Genomic DNA, 24,415 nt, shown 5'->3' on the forward strand with positions numbered 1-24,415 from the left:
CGCTGTCCGGGCACGTCCTTTTGTCAGCCCGGACAGTGATTTGACCGAACGTCCCACCACGCCGCCACACTTCGACATCACCCCGGTGACGATCGAGGAGGAGATGCGGCGCTCCTACCTCGATTACGCCATGAGCGTGATCGTCTCCCGCGCCCTGCCGGATGTGCGCGACGGCCTCAAGCCGGTGCACCGCCGCATCCTGTTCGCGATGAAGGAGGGCGGCTACGATTCGACCAAGCCGTTCAAGAAGTCGGCCCGCGTCGTCGGCGACGTCATGGGTAAGTATCACCCGCATGGCGACACCGCGATCTACGACGCCATGGTGCGCATGGCGCAGGACTTCTCGATGCGGCTGCCGCTGATCCAGGGACAGGGCAATTTCGGCTCGATGGACGGCGACCCGCCGGCGGCGATGCGCTACACCGAGGCGCGCCTGGCCAAGGCCGCCGAGGCGATGCTGGACGATATCGACAAGGACACGGTCGACTTCCAGCCGAACTACGACGAGACCCAGTCCGAGCCGACGGTGCTGCCGTCGCGCTTCCCGAATCTCCTGGTCAACGGCGCCGGCGGCATCGCCGTCGGCATGGCCACCAACATCCCGCCGCACAATCTGGGCGAGGTGATCGACGCCTGCCTCGCCACCATCGAGAACCCCGCGATCACGATCGAGGAGCTCAACGTGATCGTGCCGGGTCCGGACTTCCCGACCGGCGCCATGATCCTCGGCCGCTCCGGCATCCGCTCGGCCGTCGCCACCGGCCGCGGCAGCGTGGTGATGCGGGCCCGGTCGTCGATCGAGGAGATCCGCAAGGACCGCGAAGCGATCATCTTTACCGAGATCCCGTTCCAGGTGAACAAGTCGCGGCTGATGGAGCGCATCGCCGAGGTCGTCAACGACAAGATCGTCGAGGGCATCTCCGAGCTGCGCGACGAGAGCGACCGCGACGGCGTCCGCATCGTCGTCGAGCTGAAGCGCGACGCCAGCGCCGACGTGGTGCTGAACCAGCTGTACCGCTCGACCCCGCTGCAGACCTCCTTCGGCGTCAACATGCTGGCGCTGCTCGGCGGCCGGCCCGAGCTGCTGAACCTGAAGCAGATCATCGACGCCTTCATCGCCTTCCGCGAGGAGGTGATCACCCGGCGCACCCGCTACCTGCTGACCCGCGCCCGCGAGCGCGCCCATCTCCTGGTCGGCCTCGCCACCGCGGTCGTCAACATCGACGACGTGATCGAGCTGATCCGCCGCGCGCCCGACCCGCAGACGGCGCGCGAGGAGCTGATGGCCAAGGCCTGGCCGGCCGGCGAGATCGCGCCGCTGATCGCGCTGGTCGACGAACCGGGCCGCCCGCTGGCCGAGGACGGCACCTACCGCCTGTCCGAGGCCCAGGCCCGCGCCATCCTCGACCTGCGCCTGCACCGCCTGACCGGGCTGGAGCGCGACAAGATCGGCGACGACCTGCGCGCCATCGTCGCCGAGATCCAGGAATACCTGACGATCCTGGCCAGCCGCGAGAAGCTGCTGGAGATCCTGCGCACCGAGCTGCTCGAGATGAAGGAGCAGTTCGCCACCCCGCGCAAGACCGAGATCCTCGACCTCGAATTCGAGGCCGACATCGAGGATCTGATCCAGCGCGAGGACATGGTCGTCACCGTCTCCAACGGCGGCTACATCAAGCGCGTGCCGCTGTCGACCTACCGGGCGCAGCGCCGCGGCGGCAAGGGCCGCAGCGGCATGGCGACGAAGGAGGAGGATTTCGTCTCCGACCTGTTCGTCGCCAACACCCACACGCCGATGCTGTTCTTCTCCAGCCGCGGCATCGTCTACAAGCTCAAGGTCTACCGCCTGCCGATCGGCACGCCGCAGTCGCGCGGCAAGGCGATGGTCAACATGCTGCCGCTGCAACAGGGCGAGACCATCTCCACCGTCATGCCGCTGCCGGAGGACGAGAGCACCTGGGACCAGCTCTACGTCATGTTCGCCACCGCCAGCGGCGGTGTCCGCCGCAACAGCCTGGCCGACTTCACCAGCATCAATCGCAACGGCAAGATCGCGATGAAGCTGGACGAGGGCGACAGCCTGATCGGCGTCAAGGTCTGCCGCGACGACCAGGACGTGCTGCTGGCCACCCATGTCGGCATGTGCATCCGCTTCCCGGTCACCGATGTCCGCGTCTTCAAGAGCCGCGATTCGGACGGTGTGCGCGGCATCCGCCTGGGTGAGGATGACCACGTCATCTCGATCTCGATCCTGCACCATCTCGACGCCACGCCGGACCAGCGCGCCAACTACCTGCGCATGGCCAATGCGGCGCGCCGGGCCGAGGGCGAGGAGACCGACGGCGAGGACAGCGAGACGGTGGAGGAGCACGACCTCGACCCGGCCCGCTTCGCCGAGCTCGAGGCCGTCGAGGAGTTCATCCTGACGGTCAGCGAGGAAGGCTTCGGCAAGCTCAGCTCCGCCTACGGCTACCGGATCACCGGCCGCGGCGGCAAGGGCATCTGGACCATGGCGATGGGCGAGAAGAACACCGCCGTCACCGCCTGCTTCCCGATCTCGCCGAACCAGGAGATCATCCTGGTCACCGATGGCGGCCAGTTGATCCGCTGCCCGGTCGCGGATGTGCGGATCGCCGCCCGCAAGACCATGGGCGTGCGGCTGTTCAACGTCGCCGACGGCGAGCATGTCGTCTCCGTGGCCTCGGTGCCGGAGGAGAACGGCGACGGCGGTGATGCGGCCGAGGACGAAGCGTCCGGCGAGGCCGCAGATGAGCAACCGGACGGCGCCGCGTCGGGCGGCGACGGCGCATAAGGAAAGCCGCACGGATGTCCAAGGGGCGCACCGGGGTCTATCCCGGCACCTTCGATCCCATCACCAAGGGCCATATGGACATCATCCAGCGGGCGACACGGATCGTCGACCATCTGGTCGTCGCCGTGGCCCGCAATGATGGCAAGGGCCCGCTGTTCTCGACCGATGAGCGGGTGGAGCTGGTGCGGGCCGACGTCGCGCCCCTGGTGGCCCAGGGGATCTCGATCGAGGTCCGCTCCTTCGACGTCCTGCTGATGCACTTCGCCGCCTCGGTCGGCGCCACCACGGTGGTGCGCGGCCTGCGCGCCGTCTCGGATTTCGAGTACGAGTTCCAGATGGCCGGCATGAACGCCAAGATCAATCCGGTGATCGAGACGGTGTTCCTGATGGCGTCGGACCGCTACCAGTTCATCTCCTCGCGTTTCGTCAAGGAGATCGGCCGGCTGGGCGGCGACATCGCCCCCTTCGTCAGCCCGCTGGTGGCCAAGCGCCTGAACGAACAGTTCGCGCGCAAGGGGTTCGTCGCGGAATAACAGCGCGCGGGTGTTGACCGTCCGGCGGTGCCTCCCTAATGTGCGGCCCGCTCGCCCGGGGACAGCCCGGGCCGGCAGTGTGAGCCGGTAGCTCAGTCGGTAGAGCAGAGGCCTTTTAAGCCCCTGGTCGTGGGTTCGAGTCCCACCCGGCTCACCATCCCTTCATCGCCCGTTCGTCCGAAGCGTCTGCCCGCTTGCCGTCGCGGCATCTTGGCGACCACTCTGTCGGATGGGGGTCAGGCGGCGTCCGCATTTCCGGACTGTCTGCCGGTCTCGCCCGGCGGCTCCGGCCGGCCGATGGATCCGATCCAAGGGGGACGATTCACCATGCACCGCAGAGACCTGATGATCTCCGGGCTTGCCCTGTTCATGCTGGCGGCGACGGCGTCCGGCGCCGGCGCGGCCGAGTGGTGGGGCAAGAAGCTGCCCGGCCAGCCGCAGAACTTCATCTTCGGCTATGGATCGCTGATCAACACAGCGTCCCGCAACTCCACCGCCAGCAAGCCGATCGATGCGATCCCGGTGCGGGTCTCCGCCTCCTTCGGCTATGTCAGGGCCTGGGTCGACCGCGCCAGGTCGGGCTTCACCGCCCTCGGGCTGCGCAGGCCCGGCCCCGGCGAGCAGGCGACGACGATCAACGGCGTGCTGTACCCGGTCGAGGGCAACGACATGGGCGCCTTCGATGCGCGCGAGGCCGGCTACAAGCGCATGGAGGTGCCGCGCGAGGCGATCGAGGGCGTGTCCTGGGAGCAGGTGCCCGCCGAGGGCAAGATCTGGGTCTATGTCTCGGTCGGCAAGGACGGCGTGCCGGGCGAGGGGCTGCAGCCGCCTTCGGCCGACTATCCGCTGCTGCAATCCTATGTCGACGTCGTCATCGACGGGGCCCTGGAATACGGCCCCGACTACGCCCGCGAGCTGATCGAGACGACGGCGGATTGGAACCGCTATTGGCTGAACGACCGCGAGCTGCCGCGCCGACCCTGGGTCTACGACAAGAACTACGCGGCCGTGGACAAGCTGCTGGAGGAGACGGCCCCGGCGGCGCCCCATTTCAAGGACCGCCTGTTCCCCGAGGTCTACGCGATCCGCAACCTGGCGCCCGCCGCGCAATGAGACGTCATCAGGCGACCTGCTGTGCCGGGGCCCTGCGCAGCCGGGCTCGCAGATGCGGGCAGGTGCCGCATTCGGCGACCTCCGGCAGCCGGTAGCGTAGGCAGCACAGCCGGCGCCAGCGCTTCGCCTCGCCGTCCTCCTCGATCGTCTGGATCGGGTCGAACAGCGGGTTCGGCGTGCCATCCGGCCGCTCGCGGCTGGACAGCAGCCGGCTGGCCTCGACGGCCAGGTCGCCATCGGCCAGCGGATGGGCAGCGATCTCGCCCAGGATCCAGTCCAGATAGACTGCGGCGTTGTTCCAGTACAGGCGCGGCGCCACCCGCGTGTGCTGTGCCCAGGCGGCGATGAAGGGCTCGATATGGCCGCCGATCAGCCGGTCGAAGCGGCGGAAGGCGTCCATCTCATCGTCCGGCTCGCCGTCATGCGCCATGCGGAAGGCGATCGGGTGGCCCTCCGGCGCCCGGATCACCCCGATCTCCGCCAGGGCGATCGGGAAGCGGCGGCCCAGCAGCAGGCTCGCCGCCATCACCGGCGGCAGCAGCCGGGCGAAATACCATTGCGACCAGAAGGAGGCGACGGCGCGCCGATCCGCTCCGGGATACCGGCCGGCATAGGCGTCGAGCACTCGGTCGATCGCCGCCGGGTCGAGCAGGCTGCCGCCGGGCAGGGCGGGGCGCTCATCGTCCGGCAGCACCACCGCCTCGCCGCAATGGGCCAGGTCGCCGGTGAAGATCGGCCGCAGGATCTCGATCATGTCCGCGGAGGCGTTCGGTGGCAAACCATCGGCCGTCGATATCGCAACTAAGATGCAATCGCAACTCTATCGCAGATCAGGCGCCGACAAGGGAAGTTGCATGGCTGCTGTAGGGATCGGATAAAAATAGCATAGCGGGATCTAAAACTATTTTTGATATATATAAACTGCAACTTCTGAGTTCCATGCCATGCAGCCTCAGAACCAGCGTGCCCGCGGGCGGGCCGGGGCGGCCGGTCCGCGCGCCCTGATCTGTACCGCTGCGATGTCTCTCATCCCGGCGCTTCTCGTCGCCTGCAGCGTCTATGACATCCGGCCGGAGATCGACCCTTCGGCCTCGATCGACGGCGGCGCTCGATATGAGGGGGATCTCGCCGTCTGCCAGGAGCAGGTGGCGTCATCACCACAACGGGCATCGGGACCCAGCGGCGCGATGCGCGTCCTGGCGGCGATAGCGATCGGGGCCGGCGTCGCCGGCGGCGGCGCCGCTCTGTTCGGCGGCAATACCCGCGACGCGGCCGGCTGGGGAGGCTTGGCCGGCGCGGCTGCCGGCTTCAACGGATGGGGCGAATCGCTCGCCGACGACCCGGTGCCGAGCGACAGCTTGCGGGTCGAATCCTGCCTGCAGCGGCGTGGGTACACGGTTCTCTGGGCCAATGGCTCCCGGCTGACCGCCTTCGATCCGCCGATCGAGCGCTGATGGCTGGGATCGGGCGATCGCCTGTCAGCGGCGGCGCAGGTCGCGCCCGTCCAGCGTCACATTGGCGTCGGGGTCCAGCCGCCGCTCCTCGATCCGCAGCTCCGCCGCGCGCTCGATCCCGGCGCGGTGGTGGTGATAGATCTCGACCGCTTCGGCCGGCGTCGGGCGGTGCCCGAGCAGGGTGCGCAGCGCCGCTGCCGGCAGGAACACCCGGCCGGCATAGTCGCCGACCTCGACGCCGAACTCGACCGCTTGGCGGGCCTCGTTCCAGGTGGCGTCCTCGGGGAAGGTGAAGATCGGGCGGGCCATGGCGCCTTCTACCAGCCCGCCGCGCGGCGCGGCAATGTCAGGCCCGTTCCGCCAGCGGCCAGGCGGCGCGGTAGGCGGCCTCGACATGCGGGCCGCAGGCCAGCGCCCGGCTGCGGTCGCCGCCCAGCGGCACGGCCACGGCGCCGTAGTCCGGATTGGCGAAGAACGGCACCGAGATCCGGTCGCGGCCGGAGCGGTTGGCCACCCGGTGCGGGGTGGAGACGAAGCGGCCGTCGGTCCAGCTCTGCATCATGTCGCCGATGCTGATGACGAAGCTGCCCGGCACCGGCGTCGCCGCGATCCAGTCGCCGCCCCGGTTGCGCACCTCCAGCCCGCCGGTCCCGTCCTGCAGCAGGATGGTGAAGGCGCCGGTGTCGGTGTGCGCCTCGACCCCCTGCACCGCCTCGTCCGGCGGTTGCGGCGGGTAGTGCAGCAGGCGCAGCTGGGTCAGCGGCTTGCGGAAATAGGGCTGGAAGTACGTGGGATCGAGATCGAAGGCGCCGAGCAGCCGGTCGGTCAGCCCGGTCATCGCGGCGTAATAGGCCTCCAGCGCGGTCCGGAAGGCGGGGTTGGCTTCCGGCCAGCGGTTCGGGCCGTGCATGACGCTGCCGGACTGGACCTCAGGGTCGTCCGGGCCGAGCTCGAGCATCACCTGGAACGCCTCCAGCAGCCGGCGCGGCACGCCGGGGCCGGTGATGCCCATCGGCACATAGCCGCGGAAGCAGGGCGACCCGGCGACGTCCAGCGCTTCCCGCTCGGGCAGGGGCCGGGCGAAGAACCAGCGGGCGGCGGCGACCACCTCGTCGACCACCACCGCCGGCACGCCATGGCCGGTGACGTAGAAGAAGCCGGCGGTCTCGCAGGCCCGGCCGATCTCGGCCGATGCTCCGTCGGTGGCGATGTCGATCACCGGGATCCGCTGGAAATCCGTCGCCACGCCTGCCCCGTGCTGGTGGAGCGGGCAGGGTGGCGGGGGCCGGTCACCCGGTCAACGACCTACTTCGCGGTCAGGAATGTGATGACGTCGCCGTCGAACTCCTTCGGGTTCTGCAGCATGCCGAAATGGCTGACATTGGGCAGGATGTGCAATTCCGCGCCCGGGATCGTGCGCGCCATGTACTCCGTGTGCTCGCGCTTGATGCCCTCGTCGTATTCGCCGTCGGCGATCGCGGTGCGCACCTTGATGCCGCGCAGCTGGTCGGCGGTGAAATCGGGCTGGGTCGCCCACATCTGCGAGATCTGCTGCAGGAAGCCGTCATACTGGTCCGGTGTCTTGGACAGTTTCTGGTATTCGGTGCCGGCGCGCTCGATGAAGGCGGCGAAGGTCGGGTTCTTGTCGAAATCCGGCTTCAGCCCGGTCAGGTCGGAATTGGCGCCATAGGCGTAGAGCCGGTTCAGCCGCTCCGGATGATGGATGGCGATGTCGAGCCCGATGATGCCGCCGTCGCTCCAGCCGACCAGGTCGGCCTTCGGGATCTTCAGATGGTCCAGCAGCGCCACCACGTCCGACGCCATCAGGTCGTAGCTGTAGGGCTGGGCCGAGCGGGTGCTGCGGCCATGGCCGCGGCTGTCGGCGACGATCACCTGGAAGCCCTGGGCGGTCAGCGCCGGCACCAGGCTGCCCCAGTAGTCGGAGTTGGACAGGCCGCCATGCAGCAGGATCACCGGCCGGCCCGTGCCGAACACGGCGTAGTACATCTGGATGTCGTTGATCGGCGCCGCGCCGCTCTCGGCCGGCTTGGGCAGCGGCGGCGGATCCGGCAGGGTCTGCCAGATTTCGGCCGCCTGCGCCGTCAGCGCCGCGAGACCGATGCCGGCCGCGACGGCGGCGCTCAGCAGGGTTCTTCCCAGACCACGAAACATGATGGGTGCTCCCGGTGACGTGAAGTGGGACCGACTCGCGAGGAGCCGGGATCATATCACCCGGGCGAGGGTTCCTTCCGGCGCGGCGCGAGGCCGCGGACGGCCTGCATCCCGCTGTCGAGGAAGCGGTCCGACAGCGTCTCGTCGGCCGCAGCGCGGGCCAGGGTCAGCGCGCCGACCATGGCGGCCACCGCCTGCGCCGCCGCCGCGGGGTCGCCGCCATCGGCTTCGAGCGCCGCCGCGGCCAGCTCCAGCAGGCCGTTCAGACCACGGGTGAACTCGGCGCGCGTCTCGGCCGGGTGGCGCGCGATCTCCGGCCCGATCGCGGCGGCGATGCAGCCCTGGCCCGGATGGTCGCGATGGGCCTGCGACAGATAGGATTCGGCCAGCGCCGCCAGCTTCTCGCCGGGCGGCTGGCCCTCGACGATCCGGCGCAGGCGGGTCTGGCTCTCGCCGAAGCCCTCGGCGCAGGCGGCGGCCACCAGCGCCTCCTTCGACGGGAAATGGGCGTAGAAGCCGCCATGGGTCAGCCCGGCATCGGCCATCAGCGCGGCGACGCCCACCGCCTCCACCCCGTCCTCGCGGAAGCGTTTGGCGGCGGTGCGGATGATCCGCTCCCGCGTCTCCTGCTTGTGGTCCTTGCTGTAACGCATGCCGGCCTCCGGTCTCCCCGCCTGGACATTGCCTTCTTAGATGATGCTTATCATATTGTGAGCATCATCTCACTGTCCAAGGGGCTTCCCATGTCCGCCGAAGATCCCGTCGTGATCGTCGGGTCCGCTCGCACGCCGCTCGGCCGCTTGCGCGGCGCGCTGGTGCCGCTGGCGGCGCCGCAGCTCGGCGCCGCCGCGATCGCCGCGGCCCTGGCCCGGGCCGGGGTCGCGTCGGCGCAGGTCGACGAGGCGCTGGTCGGCTGCGTGCTGCCGGCAGGGCAGGGCCAGGCCCCGGCGCGCCAGGCGGCCCGCGGCGCCGGCCTGCCCGATTCGGTCGGGGCTACCACCGTGAACAAGGTCTGCGGCTCCGGCATGAAGGCGACGATGCTCGGCCGCGACCTGATCGCCGCCGGCTCCGCCGACATCGTCGTCACCGGCGGCATGGAGAGCATGTCGAACGCGCCCTGGCTGCTGCCGGGCGTGCGCGACGGGCTGCGCTTCGGCCATGGCCGGATCTTCGACCATGCGGCGCTGGACGGGCTCGAGGACGCCTACGACAAGGGCCGGGCGATGGGCGATTTCGGCGAGGCCACGGCCGCCCGCTACGGCTTCAGCCGCGATGACCAGGATGCCTATGCCGCGACCTCGCTGCGCCGGGCCCAGGCGGCGATCGTCGAGGGCGCCTTCGCTGCCGAGATCGCGCCGGTCTCGGTCCCTGGCAAGGGCGGCCCGGCCGAGATCGCGGTGGACGAGAACCCGAAATCGCTGTCGGCCGACAAGATCCCGAATCTCAAGCCGGCCTTCCGCCCGAACGGCACCATCACCGCCGCCAGCTCCAGCGCCAATGCCGACGGCGCCGCGGCGCTGGTCCTGGCCCGGCGCTCGGTCGCCGACCGGCTGGGGCTGCCGGTGCTGGCGACGATCCGCGGCCACGCCACGCGGTCCCAGGCGCCGGAATGGTTTACCACGGCGCCGATCGGGGCGATCCGCACGCTGCTCGACCGGGCCGGCTGGCGGGCCGGCGAGGTCGACCTGTTCGAGATCAACGAGGCCTTCGCCTGCGTGGTGATGGCGGCGATGCGCGACCTCGACCTGCCGCATGACAAGGTCAACATCCATGGCGGCGCCTGCGCCCTGGGCCACCCGATCGGCGCCACCGGGGCCCGGCTGATCGTCACCCTGCTGGCGGCGATGCAGCGCCACGGCCTGCGCCGCGGCGTCGCCGCGCTGTGCATCGGCGGCGGCGAGGCGACGGCGATCGCGATCGAGCGGGCCTGAGGCCGCCCCGGCCTAGCCGGCGTAGCGGATGGCGCCGTCGCCGCTCTTCTCGGCCACCCGCATCGAGGCCGCATTGTCCGGATGGATGTCGGCGATCGGCGCGACTCCCAGCGTGTCCCGGGCGTGGGCCAGCACCGGCGCCGCGGCCTCGGTGGCGTAGCCCTGGCCCCAACTCGCCCGATTGAAGCGCCAGCCGATCTCGATCTCCGGCCCGGTGCCGTCGAGCGGGATCAGCAGCACCCAGCCGAGGAAGGCGGCTTCCGGCATCCTGGTCCGCACGGTCCAGTAGCCCAGCCCGTCCGGATAAGCCGCAGTGATCCGCGCCTCGACGAACGCGCGATGCGCCGCCGGATCGGCCCAGGGCCCGTCGATGTAGCGCACCACCTCCGGATCACGATCCATAGTGAGGCAGTCCGGCAGGTCGGCCGTGGTCCGCGGCCGCAGCACCAGCCGCGGCGTCTCGAAGGACGGCAGCACCGGCACCGTGCTATCGCGGCAGCGTCTTGGTCTGGCCCGGCGCGATGCCGCCCAGCTGGGTCAGCAGCGCCGGATAGCTCGGGTCGGTCGGCAGCACGACGCGATGCGACGCCCCGGCCCGGGCCGCGTTGACCGGGCCGAAGCTCAGCACGATCGCGGCGTCCGGGCGCATCGTTGCCGTGTCGCTGCCCTGGGCCGCCGGCACCGGCGGCGGCGACCGGGTCGCGAAGGTGGAGACCGGCGCCGGGGTGAAGGCGGTGCGCGGCTGCACCGCGACCGGGACTGCCGGCGCCGCGCCTTGGATCACCAGCGGGCGCGACGGCGCCACCGCGTTCGCCGGCAGCGGCATCATCGGCTGGGGCACAGCCCGCGGCGCCGTGAACGGCGAGGCCACCCGCGGCGTCACGGGTGTGGTCGGGGCGATCAGCACCTGCCGCGGCTGCGGCTGAAACTGCGGCTGCGGCTGCGGCCGAAACTGCAGCGAGGGCGGGACCAGGCGCGGCGCCGCGGGGCCGGCCGGCAGGGCCACCGGGGTCGCCAGCGGCCGCAGCGCACCCGGTCCGTCGGGCTGCAGGCCGCCAGGGCCGCCGACCAGCCGGGCCTCGAAAAACGACGCCCCGGCCGTGCCGCAGGGGATGAACAGGTCGACCGGCGTGCCGATGGCCAGCCGGCCGGGACTGTCGGGATAGGTCCCGATCACGCCGGTGCTGATCCGGCAGGATCCACGGCTCACCTCGGTGGTGGCGTTGACCTGGAGCTGGACATGATAGGCGGGAGCCTGGGCATGGGCCGGGAGCGCGATCCCGAATGCAGCAACCAGAAGAAGCGAGGGTTTCATCGTCGCACATCCTCCGAAGCCAAGCGCCCAGTATGCCCTGTCCGGCGGGGCGGCGGAAGCGGAGCGGGGCGCGTCAGCCGGCGCCGCGCTGGCGATAGGCCCAGACCGAGGCCGGCGGGATGTTGGCCGGGACGAAGCCGACGCGCCGGCCGGTCAGGCCCAGCTTGTCGCGCGGCAGCGGCGAGGAGAGGGCGTAGGTGTAGAGCACGACCTGTCGCCCCTTCGGCATCACTGAATAGGCCGAATCGAGGATCGCCTTCTGCTCCTCCAGCGTCAGCAGCAGCATCGGGATGCCGCACACCGTGGTGCCGACCTTGCCGACCACCTCGGGCGGCAGGATTTCGGCCAGGCGCCGGGCGTCGCCCTCGATCACGTGGATGCCCGGGAAGATGTCGCGCAGATGCTGCGCCATCTCCGGGTTGATCTCGATCACGTAGAGGCGATCGGCCGGAACGCCGCGCTCCAGGATGCCGCGGGTGATGGCGCCGGTGCCGCCGCCCAGCTCGATCACATATTCATCGGGGGCGCGCACCATCTCCTGGGTCAGCCGGCGCTTCAGGGCGGGCGAGGAGGGCGCCACCGATCCCACCTCGCGGGGGTTGGCGAGCCAGCGGCGGAAGAACAGCCAGGGGTTCATGTCCGGCCGGTCTTGGCCGGCTTTGTGGTCGGTCATCGAGCAACGGGTCCTTGCGACGTCGAACGGATGGAGGCGTCCGATCCTCCGGGCGACGAACGCTTGATGCTCCGTTCCGGCGCCGATCGCAAGATCATCGCGGACCGGCGGCGCTTCCCGGTGGGCGCGCTGCTGCCATGCCGGGGGCGGGGGGCAGCCGGGCGGCAGGCGGTTGACGGGGCGCTCCCGCCCGCCAGAAATGGTGCCCCGTTCCGCGCCCAGCGCAACAATCGGTGCAGTCGCCCATGACAGAGACAACATTCGGCAGGACGGCCGCGCCGGCCGCCGCTAATTCCACCGGCCGGATCGTGATGGCGAGCCTGGTCGGCACCGCCATCGAGTTCTACGACTTCTACATCTACGGCACGGCGGCGGCCCTGGTGTTCGGGCCGGTGTTCTTCCCCGAGGAATCGGATGCGGCGCAGCTGCTCCTCTCCTTCGCCACCTTCGCCATCGCCTTCGTCGCCCGGCCGGTCGGCTCGGCCCTGCTGGGCCATTTCGGCGACCGGGTCGGCCGCAAGGCGACGCTGGTGGCGTCGCTGCTGCTGATGGGCGTCTCGACCACGCTGATCGGCGTGCTGCCCGGCTATGCCACGATCGGCTGGCTGGCGCCGGCGCTGCTGTGCCTGATGCGCTTCGGCCAAGGGCTGGGCCTCGGCGGCGAATGGGGCGGGGCGGCGCTGCTGGCGGTGGAGAACGCCCCGGCCGGCAAGCGGGGCTGGTTCGGCATGTTCCCGCAGCTCGGCGCCCCGATCGGCTTCCTCGCCGCCAACGGCCTGTTCCTGCTGCTGGCGCTGGGGCTGGACGAGGCGCAGTTCCGGAGCTGGGGCTGGCGGGTGCCGTTCCTGCTCAGCGCCGTGCTGGTGGCGGTCGGCCTCTATGTCCGGCTGAAGCTGGTCGAGACGCCGGTGTTCCGCGCGGCGATGGAGCGGCAGGAGCGGGTGCGCGTGCCGATCGGCGAGGTCCTGACCCGCTACACCCGGGTCACCATCCTCGGCACGCTGGCGATGGTGTCCTGCTACGCCCTGTTCTACATCACCACGGTGTTCTCGCTCAGCTACGGCACCAAGACACTCGGCTATTCGCGCCAGACCTTCCTCGGGCTGGAATGCTTCGCCATCATCTTCCTCGGCCTCGGCATCCCGCTCTCCTCGTGGCTCAGCGACCGGATCGGGCGGCGCCCGGTGCTGATCGTCGGCGGCATCCTGACGGCACTGTTCGGCTTCGCCCTGGCGCCGCTGCTGGGCGGCGGCTCGATGCTGCTGGTCACCCTGTTCCTGTGCCTCGGCCTGTTCCTGATGGGGCTGATCTTCGGCCCGATGGGCGCCTTCCTGCCGGAGCTGTTCCCGACCCGGGTGCGCTACACCGGGGCGTCGCTGACCTACAACCTGGCCGGGATTCTCGGCGCGTCGCTGGCGCCCTACATTGCCCAGACGCTGGTCGAGCAGGGCGGGCTCGGCTGGGTCGGCGGCTATATCAGCATCGCCGTGGTGATCAGCCTGGTCGCGGTCTGGCTGATCCGCGAGACGCATGACCAGGACCTGACCCGGATGGACCGATGACGGGCGGTCTCGGGCGAGGGGAGGTCTCCCCGCACCAGCCTGTTGGCGCGAATATCACAAAACTGTAATCTTCGCCTTCAACCCTCGGTTGCCAGGGCGTCGCATCTCGGCGTGCCCGGCCGGCCGGGGGCGGGACGGGGGATTGCGGTTGCGGTATCGGGATCGCCTGTGGCGGGAGGTCTGGCGCGTGCTGCGGAACCACCGCCGGCGGGGTGCGTGGCTGGGCCGCAACGTGCTGCGGCGCCTGCTGGCGAAGCGGTTCGGCGCGCTGCCGCCCGGTGACGGCCGCTGGACGATCTTCCGGGAGCTGTGGTCGACCGAGGCGCTGGCGCGTCACGGCGGCGGACGCCATGACCGGACCGAGCCCTGGGGGCTGCAGGGGCCGGTGCTGCTGGCCCGCCGGTCGGGCGAATTCTGGGTGATCGACGGATCGAACCGCATCAACCATTGGGCCGCGGCCGGCGACACCGGCCGGCACGAGGTGCTGGTGATCGACCTCGACCGCCTGGTCGAGACGCGTGGCCCGGTCTGGTCGACGATCGGCCGGGCCGCCGGCCTGGCCCTGCCCTGGCTGCTCGTCGCCGCGGATGCGCCGCTGCTCTGAGGTCCCGGATGCCGGCCGCGCGTCGGCCCAGCCGCGGCAGGGCCGGATCCCCGCGTCCGATGCTCACGGCCCCTTGTCCGCCACGCTCCGGTTCCCGGGGCCGGGGCCGCCGTCGGCTGTCCCATGCTCGGGCAGGCCCAGGCGCCGCGCCAGGGCGGGCGGCCTGAGCAGCATGATGCCGTGCCGCTTGGCATAGGCGGCCTGGCGCTGGAATTCGGCTTCCTCCGGATCGAGCGGCGGCTGGGGATCGGGCGGCCCAGCGGCTGCGGGAGGCCCGGCGCCGCCGGGATCGGGCGGCCGGTCGTCCAGCTTGCGGAAGAGCTTGCCGCCGGGGGCGAAGATCTCGCCGGTGGTGGTGTTGAGGTTGTAGATCTCGTCCCCTGGCAGGCCGAGGTCGGCGGCCGGGATGGTGCGGTAGGTTCCGGGGGTATAGTCGTATCTGCGCGGCGGCGGGGGCGGATTGGCGGCGGCATGGCCGGGGATCTCGTCCCATGGCTTCGGGCCGGCGCCGGCCGGATCGGCCTTCGGCCCGTTCGGGTCGAGGGCGGCGGCGAGGGCGCGGCGGGAGACACCGATCTCACGGCCGAGCCACTGGACCAGGGTCTCGATCGGCAGGGCGGTGTCGGCGAGGTCGGCGTCGATGCGGTCGTCCTCGGTCAGCCGTTCCCAGAGCTCGGTGGTGAGCCTTTCCCTGGCCTCGGGCTTTCCGGCGGCGATGGCGCGGGACATGCGCTCGGCGACGGCGTGGCGCCGGCGGTCCTTCTGGTCCTGCCGCCGGTCCTTGTGGGCCTCTGCTTTGCGCCGCGTCTCCTCCCGCTGCTGGCGCAGCCTGGCCTTCAGCGCGATGGCGCGGCGGATGCCGAGGAAGAGGTTGCTGAAGCCGCCTTCGGCCTTCCCGGCGCGGTCGAGATCGCCGGCCTTGAGGGCGGCGACGCCCTGGGCCTGGAAGCCCGCGGCCAGCGCCTCGGCGAGAGCGGCCATGCGGGACAGCAGCGCGAGGTCGGCCTCGTCCGTGGCCGGCGAAGCGGCGAAGGGAGTCCGGGTCTTGATCGCGCGATCGACCATCCCATCATTAGAACAAAACAGGAACACAGAGTCAAGCGAGAATCGAAATTTGCTGCCGCACCGCCGTCGCGCGAACCCGATGAGCGTCTCGACCGCCGCCGTGGTCTCGCCCCGTTGCGCCTTCCGCAAGCCGGGATCCTGTGGCATATCGCGGCGGGTCGACGGGAATGCACGGCCGAAGAGCGATCCGGCGAGAACCATGCCGGACCGGTGTGCTCTCGCGTTGAGGTCAAGCACCAATCGGGTTGGTCGAAGATGTCGCCAGTGGGATGGAAGGCACTCGGGCAGTGGGGTGAAGACGCAGCTCGCATCGAACCGCTCGCCGGCGGAGTTGCCAACGACGTGTGGAGCGTGCGCGTCAACGGGCAGCTCGCGGTCGGTCGTCTCGGTGCCAGGAGCGACGCCGATCTCGCCTGGGAGACCGAGCTCCTCCGACACCTCGACCGTGAAGGCCTGACCGTGCCGATGCCGATCCCGACGCCGGACGGCCGGCTGTTCGCGGACGGTCTGGTGGTGATGACATATGTGGAGGGCGGGCCGCCCGAGACGGAGGCCGACTGGCGTCGCGTGGCCGACACGCTGCGCCGGCTGCACCGGTTGACGCAGGGCTGGCCGCAGCGCCCGGGCTGGCGGTCGTCGACCGACCTCCTGCACGCCGAGACCGGGACGAAGATCGACCTCGCCGCGATGCCGCCCGAGGGCGTTGCCCGATGCCGGGCAGCGTGGGCGCGGCTGATCGGACGTCGGACATGCGTCGTCCACGGCGACCTCAACCCCGGCAACGTCCGCATGACCGCGGACCGGGTCGCGCTGATCGACTGGGACGAGTCGCATGTCGACGTCCCCGACCTCGACCTGGTGCTGCCCCACAACGCCGCCGGTCTCGACGGCGGCGCGCATGACATCGCCGCGCAAGCATCGGCCGCATGGGAAGCCGCCGTCTGCTGGGACGACGAGCACGCCATCAAGCGGCTTGCCGCAGTTCGAGCGGTCTGAGTAGCGGCAGCGAATCGAGAGGCGGCAGCGGATGTCGTGATCAGCTTCGAGGGTGAGGGGATGGACCCTCGCCCCCGGCTTGTCTCACCTGATCGCCCGCCCGAGATCCGCCGAAACAGGCTCCGGCTTCTGCCGTCCGGCCGTCTCCGCAGCAGCGATGTTCACCCCGACGAAGATTGCCGCCGCGACGAGGAGGGTGAGATTGATCCAAACCCAGCCTGGAATACCGAAGACCGGCATGGTCAGGCTTCCTGTTCCTGGGTTTTATGCCTGGCGGCGCGACGGCTGAGGAGATAGCCGAGCGCCACCACGAAGACCGCGCCGATCGCGGCGGCGGGGAGCTCGATGCGATTTATCAGCCCTTCGCCGAAGGTCCCGAGCAACCACGGGTCGGAAACGAGCATGTCGCCGGCGACCCATCCGAGCAGCGCGGCTCCGGCCCAGACCAGGATCGGCAGACGGCCGAGCAGCGCCATGATGATCGCCGAGCCGGCGACGATGAGCGGCACCGAGATGATGAGGCCGACGATGAGCAGCGTGGTGGAATCCTTCGCCACGGCGGCGATGGCCAGAACATTGTCGAGGCTCATCACCGCATCGGCGATCGCGACGGTGCGGATGGCGTGCCAGAGCCGCGCGGTCTGCTGCACCACGCCGCCGCCATCCTCGTCCTCACTGAGCACCAGCTTGACCGAGATCCACAACAGCAGGCAGCCGCCGACGATCTTCAGGAAAGGGGTCGAGAGCAGCGCGGCGACGACGACCGTGAAGACAATGCGCAGAACCACCGCGACAAGCGCGCCGAGCACCATGCCGGGACGCTGTCTGCCTGGCGGCAGGCCGCGGCAGGCCATGGCGATGACGACGGCATTGTCGCCGGACAGGATGATGTTGATCCAGATGATCTGCACGAGCTTGAGAAGCTCGGGGCCGAGACTTTCCATTGAAACCTGCTCCGAAGGCGTACCGCATGAGCGGATGCGCGACGTCCCGGCCGGCGCGCGGCTGTTGATAGCCGCAGGGTCGCGGGTCATCGCGGACGAGGCGGCCCGGCGCACCCTAGGGCGCGCCAGGCCGCCATCGCTTCAGAGGGTCGGAGGACCTGTGCAGGAATGCGCCGAGGGGCGAGGGAGGAACGGAAGCCAGGCATCGGTCGCCCGATATTCGGCATCCGAGACGCAGTGGAGCTTCGCCAGGGCGAGGAAGGTGGCTTCTTCCCGGTCTGCTTCTTCCTCGGGGTCCTCGGCAACGCTGAGCGTGGCGCTGACGAGGGCCGCAGCGTCGCCCTGCGGATCGGCGGGCGCCGAGACATGGTCCCCGAATTCGTTGCCGGTGAGCGGCGCGTTGAAGGTCGGCGCCACGATTGCCAGCAGCGCGAACAGCACCAGGAGGACCTGCGCAAGGCCGCTATGGAGGCGGGACTGGCGCAGAATGAACCTCTCTCAACACGTCGGTTTCAGGATTTTTTCACATTCGGGGAGGCCCCCCGCCCTGTCAAGCGCCCGGCCGTGCCGGCGCGTGAGAGTGGAATGTCCGCATGTCGCGCTTCGCGGTCAGTCTCTGATGGCTCAGATGTGCCAGAAGCGGGCGCTCAAGAGGCTCTCGATGGGGGCGAGAGCAGTACCTCGAAAGCGGCAGAGGCGAGTAACTGTCCTTCGGCCACCTCGCCTCCGCGATCAGGGCTCGCCAGCCGCCGCCGGCGTTCGGGCGAGCATCCTGCTGGCCTCCTCGATCCTTCGCCTCGAAACACCGGCCGGGGACGCCGGCGTGATCCAGCTTGAAGCGATCAGAGGCCCTGGAAGAACCCGCCGAGGAACGCCGCCGCCTCGTCCGAGAGGCCGACGATCTTGTTGGTGGCCTGGCGGTAGAATTTGAAGTTGAGCTCGGTGCCGGGCCGGCCGTCGGTCCAGTCGGTGAGGGGCCTGAGCTCGCGCCGCCCCAGCGGCCGCCCGGCGAGGGCGGTGCGCCGGATGGTGACGCTCACGCGCGGCGTCTGCCGGGCGACGCCGGGCACCTTCGCGACCGCCTCGGCGGCGGTGACGATGCCGCAGGCGACCAGGCCTCGCCCGCCCTCGGTCTCGCTGGCGAACAGGAACACCGTGTCGCCCGCGGCGATGTGCTTGCCGCCATACATCGTCTTCTGCGCGGTGAAGACGAAGGTCTCCGCCCGCGGATCGCGGATCTCGGCCTTGATCGCGTAGGGCATACGTCTCCTTTCCCGTAAGCGAGACCTTTCCACAACGCCCATCCCTCGCCGTCATTGCGAGGAGGCGAAGCCGACGAAGCAATCCAGAGGCCAGCACGAGCGGCCCTGGATTGCTTCGCTGCGCTCGCAATGACGGTGTTTGGAATTTCGAAAAGGTCTCTTAAGCGGCGGCTAACGGCCCTCTGGGTACATGAGGCTAGCGGCTTCGTGCATGGCCTTCCTGGTGTGTTCATTCGGCGTCAATTTCAACTCTGAGAGGGCCGCCGCTAACTCATCCCATGCCAATCCATATTCACGATGATCAATGAAGTGTTGAATTTTGCTAACGTCCGTTGCGGGAAGACGAGTCTGCTCTTGGTTAAGCGCCGTTTCGAGCAGTGTCTGCAACTGTTCCCACAGTTTCTGATAGTTCATCTCGATCTCCCATTCCGCCGGGAGAGTGCGGGCGTCCGGCAACGTGGAAAACGGTTGAACCTTGCCAATCCCGGATAAGTCGCCGACGCCGCACCGTCAGCCGCCCGGATCACCCCTTCCGGTGGCCGTACAGCGCCTCCGGGTCCTGCAGCACCGACAGGTCGGTGTGCCAGGCGCCGTCGCGCGCGACCCGGAAGAAGCAGCTGCGCCGGCCGGTGTGGCAGGCGACGCCGGTCTGGTCGACCCGCAGCAGCACCGCGTCGCCGTCGCAGTCCAGCCGCAGCTCGACCAAACGCTGCACCTGGCCGGAGGTCTCGCCCTTGCGCCACAGCGCCTGCCGCGAGCGCGACCAGTAGCAGACCCGGCCGGTGACCAGCGTCTCCGCCAGCGCGTCGCGGTTCATCCAGGCCAGCATCAGCACCTCCCCGCTGTCGTGCTGCTGGGCGATGGCGGGAACCAGCCCGTCGGCGTCGAAGCGGACCTCGTCGAGCAGCGTCGCCGCGCTCATGCCGCCGCCCGCAGCCGGTCGAGGCCGGCCTCCAGATCGGCGATCAGGTCGGCCGGGTCCTCCAGGCCGACATGCAGCCGGACGCCCGGCCCCGCGGCCTGCCAGGTGGTGGCGGTGCGGATCTTCTCCGGATGGGTCGGCAGGATCAGGCTCTCATAGCCGCCCCAGCTGGCACCCATCTGGAACAGCTCCATGCCGTCCAGCATCGCCGCCACCTGGGTGGCGGAGGCCGGCCGCAGCTCGATCGCGAACAGGCCGGAGGCGCCGGTGAAGTCGCGCCGCCACAGCGCATGGCCGGGATCCTGCGGCAGGGCCGGGTACAGCACCCGCGACACCTCGGGCCGGGCCTGCAGCCAGCGCGCGATCTCCAGCGCGGTCTCCTGGTGCTGGCGCAGCCGCACCCCCATGGTGCGCAGGCCGCGCTGGGCCAGGTACAGGTCGTCCGGCCCGGCGCAGTGACCGGACGTCACGGCGAAGCTCTTGAGCTTCAGCCAGACCGACCTCTCGCGGGCGCCGACGATGCCCATCATCGCGTCGGAATGGCCGACCATGTATTTGGTCGCGGCATGGACGGTGACGTCGACTCCGTGGCCGAAGGCGTCGAAGCCGAGCGGCGTGGCCCAGGTGTTGTCGAGCGCTGTGAGGACACCGCGCGCCCGGGCGGCGGCGGCGATCGCCGGCACGTCCTGCACCTCGAAGGTCAGCGAGCCCGGGGATTCGAGATAGACCAGCCGGGTGTTGTCGCGGAACAGGCTCTCGATCCCGGCGCCGATCAGCGGATCGTAGTATTCGACCGCGACGCCGAAGCGGCTCAGCACCGCATCGGCATAGCGCCGGGTCGGGCCATAGGCGCTGTCGGTGACCAGCACATGGTCGCCGGCCTTGACGAAGGCGGTGAGGGCGACGTTGACCGCGGCGAGGCCGGAGGAGACGGCGACGGTGCCGTACCCGCCCTCCAGCGCCGTGACCGCGTCCTCGAAGGCCTCGCTGGTCGGGGTTCCGATGCGGCCGTAGCTGTAGACGCCGTGCTCGAAGCCGGCATGCGCCTCGTCCATCGCCGCCACGGTCGGCCACAGCACGGTCGAGCTGTGATAGACGGGCGGGTTCACCATGCCGTGATTCTCACGGGGGTGGCGGCCGGCATGGGCGAGGACGGTGGCGGGGCGGCGGGACTTGGACATGGCGGTCGCTGTCAGTCAGTGGCGGCGTGTGTCAGTCGTCATAACTGACGGGGCCGACATCTTTCGGCCAGCCGGGCGGGCCGGTCAAACCTGATCGATGCAGGGCCGGCCTGATCGCCGGCCGGCGGGGTGCGACGAAAATCGCAGTCCCCTGTCACCGATGTAACACTCTTCCCGCATTCCGCAATGCGACCGTCATCCGGCCCGCCGAGGATGGACGGGTCGATACGATGGGACGCGGATGATGGATATGACGGATTTTCCCAGGCCGACCTGCCGGGTGGTCGGCGCCGGCGCGCGCTTCATCGGCAAGCAGGCGCTGTCCTACACGCCCGGGATCTCGGCCGAAACGGCGGGAGCCACCGGTATCCATCTGCAGCTCGTCACCCTGCCGCCGGGCGTCCGGGCCAAGGCGCATCGCCACGAGGCGCATGAGACCGCGATCCATGTGCTGAGCGGCGAATCCGGCATGTGGTACGGCGACAGGCTGGAGCAGCATCTGATGGTCCGGGCCGGGGAGTTCCTCTACATCCCCGCCGGCATGCCGCACCTGCCCTACAATCCGAGTGCGACCGAGGATTGCGTCGCGGTGATCGCCCGCACCGACCCGAACGAGCAGGAGAGCGTGGTGCTGATGCCGGAGCTCGACGGCATCCACCGGTAGCCGCCGGGGCGGCGGCCGCTACTCGACGTGCTGCTCGATCACCTCGAGGAAGGCGCCGGCGTAGCGCAGCAGCTTGGCCTGGCCGACGCCGGGGATGGTGGCGAACTCCGTCATCGAGCGCGGCCGGGCATGGGCCAGTTCGGTCAGGGTCGCGTCGTGGAAGATGACGTAAGGCGGCACGCCCTGCTCGCGCGCCAGCTCCAGCCGCCGGGCCCGCAGCGCCTGGAACAGCGAGGCCTCGGCCGGGTCGCTGGGCAGCGCCCGCGCGGTGCGGCCGCCCGACTTGCCCGCCGACTTGCCGCGCGCCACCCGCTTCACCGCCTCGCGCCGCAGCTGGATTTCCTTCTCGCCGCGCAGCACCTCGCGGCAGTCGGGCGCCAGATGCAGCCCGCCATGGCCCTCGGTGTCGACGATCAGCAGGCCGGCCGCCACCAGCTGGCGGAACACCGACTTCCACTCCGCCTTCGACAGGTCGCGGCCGATGCCCCAGGTGCTCAGCCGGTCATGGCCGAGCTGGCGGACGCGATCGGTCTCGGTGCCGGTCAGCACGTCGATGACATGGCCGACGCCGAAGCGCTGGCCGGTGCGGTAGACGCAGGACAGCGCCTTGCGCGCCAGCTCGGTGCCGTCGAAGCCCTCGACCGGCTCCAGACAGGTGTCGCAATTGCCGCAGGGCTGCGGCAGCGCGTCGGCGAAATACTCCAGCAGCACCTGGCGGCGGCAGCGCACCGTCTCGCAATAGCCGAGCAGGGCGTCCAGCTTCTGCCGGTCGATCTGCTTCTGCCGCTCCGGCGCGTCCGAGTCGGCGATCAGCCCCTGGATCTTGCCGACATCCTGGATGCCATAGGCCATCCAGGCGTCTGACGGCAGCCCGTCGCGGCCGGCGCGGCCGGTCTCCTGGTAATAGGCCTCCAGGCTCTTCGGCAGGTCGAGATGGGCGACGAAGCGGACGTCGGGCTTGTCGATGCCCATGCCGAAGGCGATGGTCGCGACCATGACCACGCCGTCCTCCTTGAGGAAGCGGTCCTGGTTCGACGCCCGCACCTCGCGGTTCAGCCCGGCATGGTAGGGCAGGGCCTCGATGCCCTCGCCGCGCAGCCACTCCGCCGTGCCCTCGACCTTGCTGCGCGACAGGCAGTAGACGATGCCGGCCTCGTTCGGATGCTCGCTCCGGATGAAGGACAGCAGCTGCGCCTTGGGGTTCTCCTTCGGCACGATGCGGTAGCGGATGTTCGGCCGGTCGAAGCCGGCGACGAAGATGCGGCCGTTCTGCAGCTTCAGCCGCTCGGCGATGTCGCGCCGGGTCGGGCCGTCGGCGGTGGCGGTCAGGGCGATGCGCGGCACGCCCGGATAGCGCGTCGCCAGCGTGTCGAGCTGCAGGTATTCGGGCCGGAAGTCGTGGCCCCATTGCGACACGCAATGCGCCTCGTCGATGGCGAACAGCGCCAGCTTGCAGTCGTCGAGCATGTCGAGCAGCCCATCGGTCAGCAGCCGCTCGGGCGAGACGTAGAGCAGGTCCAGCTCGCCCGACCGCATCGCCCGGGCGATGTTGCGCGATTCGCCGGGCGGCAGGGCCGAGTGCAGCGCCGCGGCGCGGACGCCGAGCTGGCGCAGCGTCTCGACCTGGTCCTGCATCAGCGCGATCAGCGGCGACACCACGACGCCGAGCCCCGGCCGCACCAGCGCCGGCACCTGGTAGCACAGCGACTTGCCGCCGCCGGTCGGCATCAGCACCAGCGCGTCGCCGCCGGAAATCACCTGGGCCACGATCTCGGCCTGCTCGCCGCGGAAGGCGGAGTAGCCGAAGACGTCGTGCAGGACTGAGAGGGGGTCAAGGGGCATCCCCCGCTTATAGCGGGCGGCGGCCTCGAACCAAATACCCGATTGCGATCGGGGTTCGACCACAACAGATTGTGGTCGAACGGCTTCGTCGCATCCAGGCCTGGAGGGTCAGGCGGGCGCCAGATCCGGGCTGGCCGGCGCCTCCGCCGGCACCCTCCGGCGCCGCGCGATCAGCAGGATGGCGAAGCCCACGATGGTGGTCAGCACCGGCAGCACATACATGATCGGCAGCAGCTGCAGCGAATCGCGGGCCACGCCGGCGATGCTCATCGTGGTCGCCTGCACCGCGACCACGCCGACGGCGGCGATCAGGATGCGGCGGCTCAGGCCGCGGCGGTTGTAGTCGCCGCTCAAGAGGACGCCGAGGCAGAGCACGACATAGGCGAAGGGCAGCAGCGGGTCGGTGATGCGCTTGTGCCCCTCCATCACCAGCCGGCCGTAATTCCGCATGTCGCGGGGCGACGTCGGGTCGGGGTGCAGCAGGTCGGGCAGGAACCGCTCCGACGGGGCGCGGTAGCTGCGGGCCAGGTCCTCGACGCCGGGGGTGTTCAGCGGCACGGTGTAGCTGTCGAAGGCGACCGGGTCGACCTTGCCGGTCTTGCGGTCGAGCTGCTGGATCACGCCCTTCAGGGCCACGATCCGCGGCCCGTCCTCGCTGTCCTCGACATAGCCGCGGTCGGCGATGATGGTGACCGGCTGGTCCTCGTTGTCGGTGCTGTGCACCAGGATGCCGCTGAGGTCGCCGGTCACCGGGTTGCGGTCGCGCACGAACACCGTCTTGTTGTCGCCGATGGCGTTGAACTCGCCGGTCTGCAGGAAGGCGGCCGAGACGTCGGACTGGGCCATCGCCGTCAGGTCGCGGAACTCGCGATTGGCCACCGGCCAGAAATACAGGGTCATGGTGTAGCTGAGGGCGGTGATGATCAGGCCCATCGCCAGGCCGGGCAGGGCCAGCCGCAGCTGGCCGATGCCGGCGCCGCGCATGACCAGCAGCTCGCCGTCCGACAGCATCCGGTTGTAGACGATCAGGCAGGCGGCCACGACGCCGACCGGCAGCACCGCGATCAGGAACTCCGGCATCGACAGGAAGACGAGCTCGAGGAACAGCCCGACCCCGACGCCGCCGTCGACGATCAGCTGGATCAGCCGCATCGAGGTGGTGAGCATGATCGCGAAGACCAGGATCACGGTGGCAAGCACCGTTGCGACCGCGATCTGGCGGAAGATGTAGCGGCTGAGGAGCGACATGGCGGCACCGTATACACGAGGCGCGAAGCGACGGCCAATGTTGCCAAGCGTCGCGGCGCTGATCCAGAATGCCGCGTGCCGAAAAGCACGACAAATCAAGGCGTCGGCCAATTTGCCGTGCC

General features: G+C 69.9%; 27 protein-coding genes and 1 tRNA gene. 10 read left to right on the top strand and 18 right to left on the bottom strand.

Annotated elements, in window-relative coordinates; genetic code table 11:
* The first annotated feature begins 40 nt into the window (after positions 1-40).
* The 4 genes from gyrA (at position 41) to ACTOWL_RS01990 (ending at position 4,458) form a co-directional block, all read left to right on the top strand.
* The gene (gene gyrA / locus ACTOWL_RS01975) at positions 41-2,812 is read left to right on the top strand and encodes a DNA gyrase subunit A (RefSeq protein ID WP_441319506.1); all 2,772 of its coding nucleotides are present in this window, start codon (positions 41-43) and stop codon (positions 2,810-2,812) included.
* 14 nt (positions 2,813-2,826) lie between these two features.
* Positions 2,827-3,345, top strand: coding sequence for a pantetheine-phosphate adenylyltransferase (gene coaD / locus ACTOWL_RS01980; RefSeq protein ID WP_441319507.1), 519 nt, complete (start codon positions 2,827-2,829; stop codon positions 3,343-3,345).
* 81 nt (positions 3,346-3,426) lie between these two features.
* Positions 3,427-3,502 (top strand) — tRNA-Lys (locus ACTOWL_RS01985).
* Between the two features lie 170 nt (positions 3,503-3,672).
* Positions 3,673-4,458: a gamma-glutamylcyclotransferase family protein gene (locus tag ACTOWL_RS01990; RefSeq protein WP_441319508.1), complete on the top strand. Its 786-nt coding sequence runs from the start codon at positions 3,673-3,675 to the stop codon at positions 4,456-4,458.
* Between the two features lie 7 nt (positions 4,459-4,465).
* Here the strand turns inward: ACTOWL_RS01990 and fhuF are convergent, their stop codons facing one another.
* The gene (gene fhuF / locus ACTOWL_RS01995) at positions 4,466-5,212 is read right to left on the bottom strand and encodes a siderophore-iron reductase FhuF (RefSeq protein ID WP_441319509.1); all 747 of its coding nucleotides are present in this window, start codon (positions 5,210-5,212) and stop codon (positions 4,466-4,468) included.
* 190 nt (positions 5,213-5,402) lie between these two features.
* On the opposite strand from fhuF, the gene ACTOWL_RS02000 reads away from it, so the two are divergent.
* A complete protein-coding gene (locus tag ACTOWL_RS02000; RefSeq protein ID WP_441319510.1) occupies positions 5,403-5,912 on the top strand; it encodes a hypothetical protein in 510 nt (169 codons plus the stop codon).
* Positions 5,913-5,936: 24 nt separating this feature from the next.
* On the opposite strand, the gene ACTOWL_RS02005 is transcribed toward ACTOWL_RS02000, so the two are convergent.
* Genes ACTOWL_RS02005 through ACTOWL_RS02020 form a run of 4 tightly spaced genes read right to left on the bottom strand, consistent with a single transcriptional unit; the run spans position 5,937 to position 8,737 of the window.
* Positions 5,937-6,221 (bottom strand): DUF1488 family protein, encoded by a 285-nt coding sequence (locus ACTOWL_RS02005; RefSeq protein ID WP_441319511.1) that lies wholly within the window; start codon positions 6,219-6,221, stop codon positions 5,937-5,939.
* Between the two features lie 37 nt (positions 6,222-6,258).
* Positions 6,259-7,158, bottom strand: coding sequence for an isopenicillin N synthase family dioxygenase (locus ACTOWL_RS02010; protein ID WP_441319512.1), 900 nt, complete (start codon positions 7,156-7,158; stop codon positions 6,259-6,261).
* Positions 7,159-7,217: 59 nt separating this feature from the next.
* A complete protein-coding gene (locus ACTOWL_RS02015; protein WP_441319513.1) occupies positions 7,218-8,084 on the bottom strand; it encodes an alpha/beta fold hydrolase in 867 nt (288 codons plus the stop codon).
* 56 nt (positions 8,085-8,140) lie between these two features.
* Positions 8,141-8,737: a TetR/AcrR family transcriptional regulator gene (locus tag ACTOWL_RS02020; protein ID WP_441319514.1), complete on the bottom strand. Its 597-nt coding sequence runs from the start codon at positions 8,735-8,737 to the stop codon at positions 8,141-8,143.
* 90 nt (positions 8,738-8,827) lie between these two features.
* Here ACTOWL_RS02020 and ACTOWL_RS02025 point away from each other — a divergent pair, with 90 nt between their 5' ends.
* Positions 8,828-10,015 carry an acetyl-CoA C-acyltransferase gene (locus tag ACTOWL_RS02025; RefSeq protein ID WP_441319515.1) on the top strand — a complete coding sequence of 396 codons (1,188 nt, stop codon included), beginning with the start codon at positions 8,828-8,830 and terminating at the stop codon, positions 10,013-10,015.
* 12 nt (positions 10,016-10,027) lie between these two features.
* Here ACTOWL_RS02025 and ACTOWL_RS02030 read toward each other — a convergent pair whose 3' ends face one another.
* From ACTOWL_RS02030 to ACTOWL_RS02040, 3 genes are all read right to left on the bottom strand, one after another.
* The gene (locus tag ACTOWL_RS02030) at positions 10,028-10,498 is read right to left on the bottom strand and encodes a GNAT family N-acetyltransferase (RefSeq protein WP_441319516.1); all 471 of its coding nucleotides are present in this window, start codon (positions 10,496-10,498) and stop codon (positions 10,028-10,030) included.
* Between the two features lie 4 nt (positions 10,499-10,502).
* Positions 10,503-11,330 (bottom strand): hypothetical protein, encoded by an 828-nt coding sequence (locus tag ACTOWL_RS02035; RefSeq protein ID WP_441319517.1) that lies wholly within the window; start codon positions 11,328-11,330, stop codon positions 10,503-10,505.
* Between the two features lie 73 nt (positions 11,331-11,403).
* Entirely contained in the window at positions 11,404-12,003 is a 600-nt protein-coding gene (locus ACTOWL_RS02040; RefSeq protein WP_441319518.1) for a class I SAM-dependent methyltransferase, read from the bottom strand.
* Between the two features lie 245 nt (positions 12,004-12,248).
* On the opposite strand from ACTOWL_RS02040, the gene ACTOWL_RS02045 reads away from it, so the two are divergent.
* The gene (locus ACTOWL_RS02045) at positions 12,249-13,565 is read left to right on the top strand and encodes an MFS transporter (RefSeq protein WP_441319519.1); all 1,317 of its coding nucleotides are present in this window, start codon (positions 12,249-12,251) and stop codon (positions 13,563-13,565) included.
* A gap of 187 nt (positions 13,566-13,752) precedes the next feature.
* The gene (locus tag ACTOWL_RS02050; protein WP_441319520.1) at positions 13,753-14,169 is read left to right on the top strand and encodes a hypothetical protein; all 417 of its coding nucleotides are present in this window, start codon (positions 13,753-13,755) and stop codon (positions 14,167-14,169) included.
* Between the two features lie 63 nt (positions 14,170-14,232).
* Here ACTOWL_RS02050 and ACTOWL_RS02055 read toward each other — a convergent pair whose 3' ends face one another.
* A complete protein-coding gene (locus tag ACTOWL_RS02055) occupies positions 14,233-15,234 on the bottom strand; it encodes a hypothetical protein (RefSeq protein ID WP_441319521.1) in 1,002 nt (333 codons plus the stop codon).
* A gap of 264 nt (positions 15,235-15,498) precedes the next feature.
* Between ACTOWL_RS02055 and ACTOWL_RS02060 the strand changes: the two genes are divergently transcribed.
* Positions 15,499-16,230, top strand: coding sequence for a phosphotransferase enzyme family protein (locus ACTOWL_RS02060; RefSeq protein WP_441319522.1), 732 nt, complete (start codon positions 15,499-15,501; stop codon positions 16,228-16,230).
* 84 nt (positions 16,231-16,314) lie between these two features.
* Here ACTOWL_RS02060 and ACTOWL_RS02065 read toward each other — a convergent pair whose 3' ends face one another.
* From ACTOWL_RS02065 to metC, 7 genes are all read right to left on the bottom strand, one after another.
* Positions 16,315-16,470 (bottom strand): hypothetical protein, encoded by a 156-nt coding sequence (locus ACTOWL_RS02065; protein WP_441319523.1) that lies wholly within the window; start codon positions 16,468-16,470, stop codon positions 16,315-16,317.
* 2 nt (positions 16,471-16,472) lie between these two features.
* Positions 16,473-17,174 carry a TerC family protein gene (locus tag ACTOWL_RS02070; protein ID WP_441319524.1) on the bottom strand — a complete coding sequence of 234 codons (702 nt, stop codon included), beginning with the start codon at positions 17,172-17,174 and terminating at the stop codon, positions 16,473-16,475.
* 141 nt (positions 17,175-17,315) lie between these two features.
* Positions 17,316-17,615, bottom strand: a complete 300-nt coding sequence (locus ACTOWL_RS02075; RefSeq protein ID WP_441319525.1) for a hypothetical protein — start codon at positions 17,613-17,615, stop codon at positions 17,316-17,318.
* A 401-nt stretch (positions 17,616-18,016) separates the two neighbouring features.
* Positions 18,017-18,436, bottom strand: coding sequence for a hypothetical protein (locus tag ACTOWL_RS02080; RefSeq protein WP_441319526.1), 420 nt, complete (start codon positions 18,434-18,436; stop codon positions 18,017-18,019).
* 171 nt (positions 18,437-18,607) lie between these two features.
* Positions 18,608-18,850 (bottom strand): hypothetical protein, encoded by a 243-nt coding sequence (locus ACTOWL_RS02085; RefSeq protein WP_441319527.1) that lies wholly within the window; start codon positions 18,848-18,850, stop codon positions 18,608-18,610.
* 109 nt (positions 18,851-18,959) lie between these two features.
* Complete coding sequence (gene hisI, locus ACTOWL_RS02090) at positions 18,960-19,358, bottom strand: phosphoribosyl-AMP cyclohydrolase (RefSeq protein WP_441319528.1); 399 nt, start codon at positions 19,356-19,358, stop codon at positions 18,960-18,962.
* On the bottom strand, positions 19,355-20,539 hold the full coding sequence (metC, locus tag ACTOWL_RS02095; protein ID WP_441319529.1) for a cystathionine beta-lyase: 1,185 nt from the start codon (positions 20,537-20,539) through the stop codon (positions 19,355-19,357). Before metC ends, hisI begins: the two co-directional genes overlap by 4 nt.
* 250 nt (positions 20,540-20,789) lie before the next feature.
* Between metC and ACTOWL_RS02100 the strand changes: the two genes are divergently transcribed.
* Positions 20,790-21,203 (top strand): cupin domain-containing protein, encoded by a 414-nt coding sequence (locus ACTOWL_RS02100; protein ID WP_441319530.1) that lies wholly within the window; start codon positions 20,790-20,792, stop codon positions 21,201-21,203.
* An 18-nt stretch (positions 21,204-21,221) separates the two neighbouring features.
* Here ACTOWL_RS02100 and recQ read toward each other — a convergent pair whose 3' ends face one another.
* Both recQ and lptF read right to left on the bottom strand, forming a co-directional pair.
* A complete protein-coding gene (recQ, locus tag ACTOWL_RS02105) occupies positions 21,222-23,045 on the bottom strand; it encodes a DNA helicase RecQ (protein ID WP_441319531.1) in 1,824 nt (607 codons plus the stop codon).
* Positions 23,046-23,153: 108 nt separating this feature from the next.
* Positions 23,154-24,293 carry an LPS export ABC transporter permease LptF gene (gene lptF, locus ACTOWL_RS02110; RefSeq protein ID WP_441319532.1) on the bottom strand — a complete coding sequence of 380 codons (1,140 nt, stop codon included), beginning with the start codon at positions 24,291-24,293 and terminating at the stop codon, positions 23,154-23,156.
* Positions 24,294-24,415: the final 122 nt, after the last annotated feature.

It is taken from the genome of Inquilinus sp. CA228 (assembly GCF_052078665.1).
Taxonomy (GTDB): domain Bacteria; phylum Pseudomonadota; class Alphaproteobacteria; order DSM-16000; family Inquilinaceae; genus Inquilinus.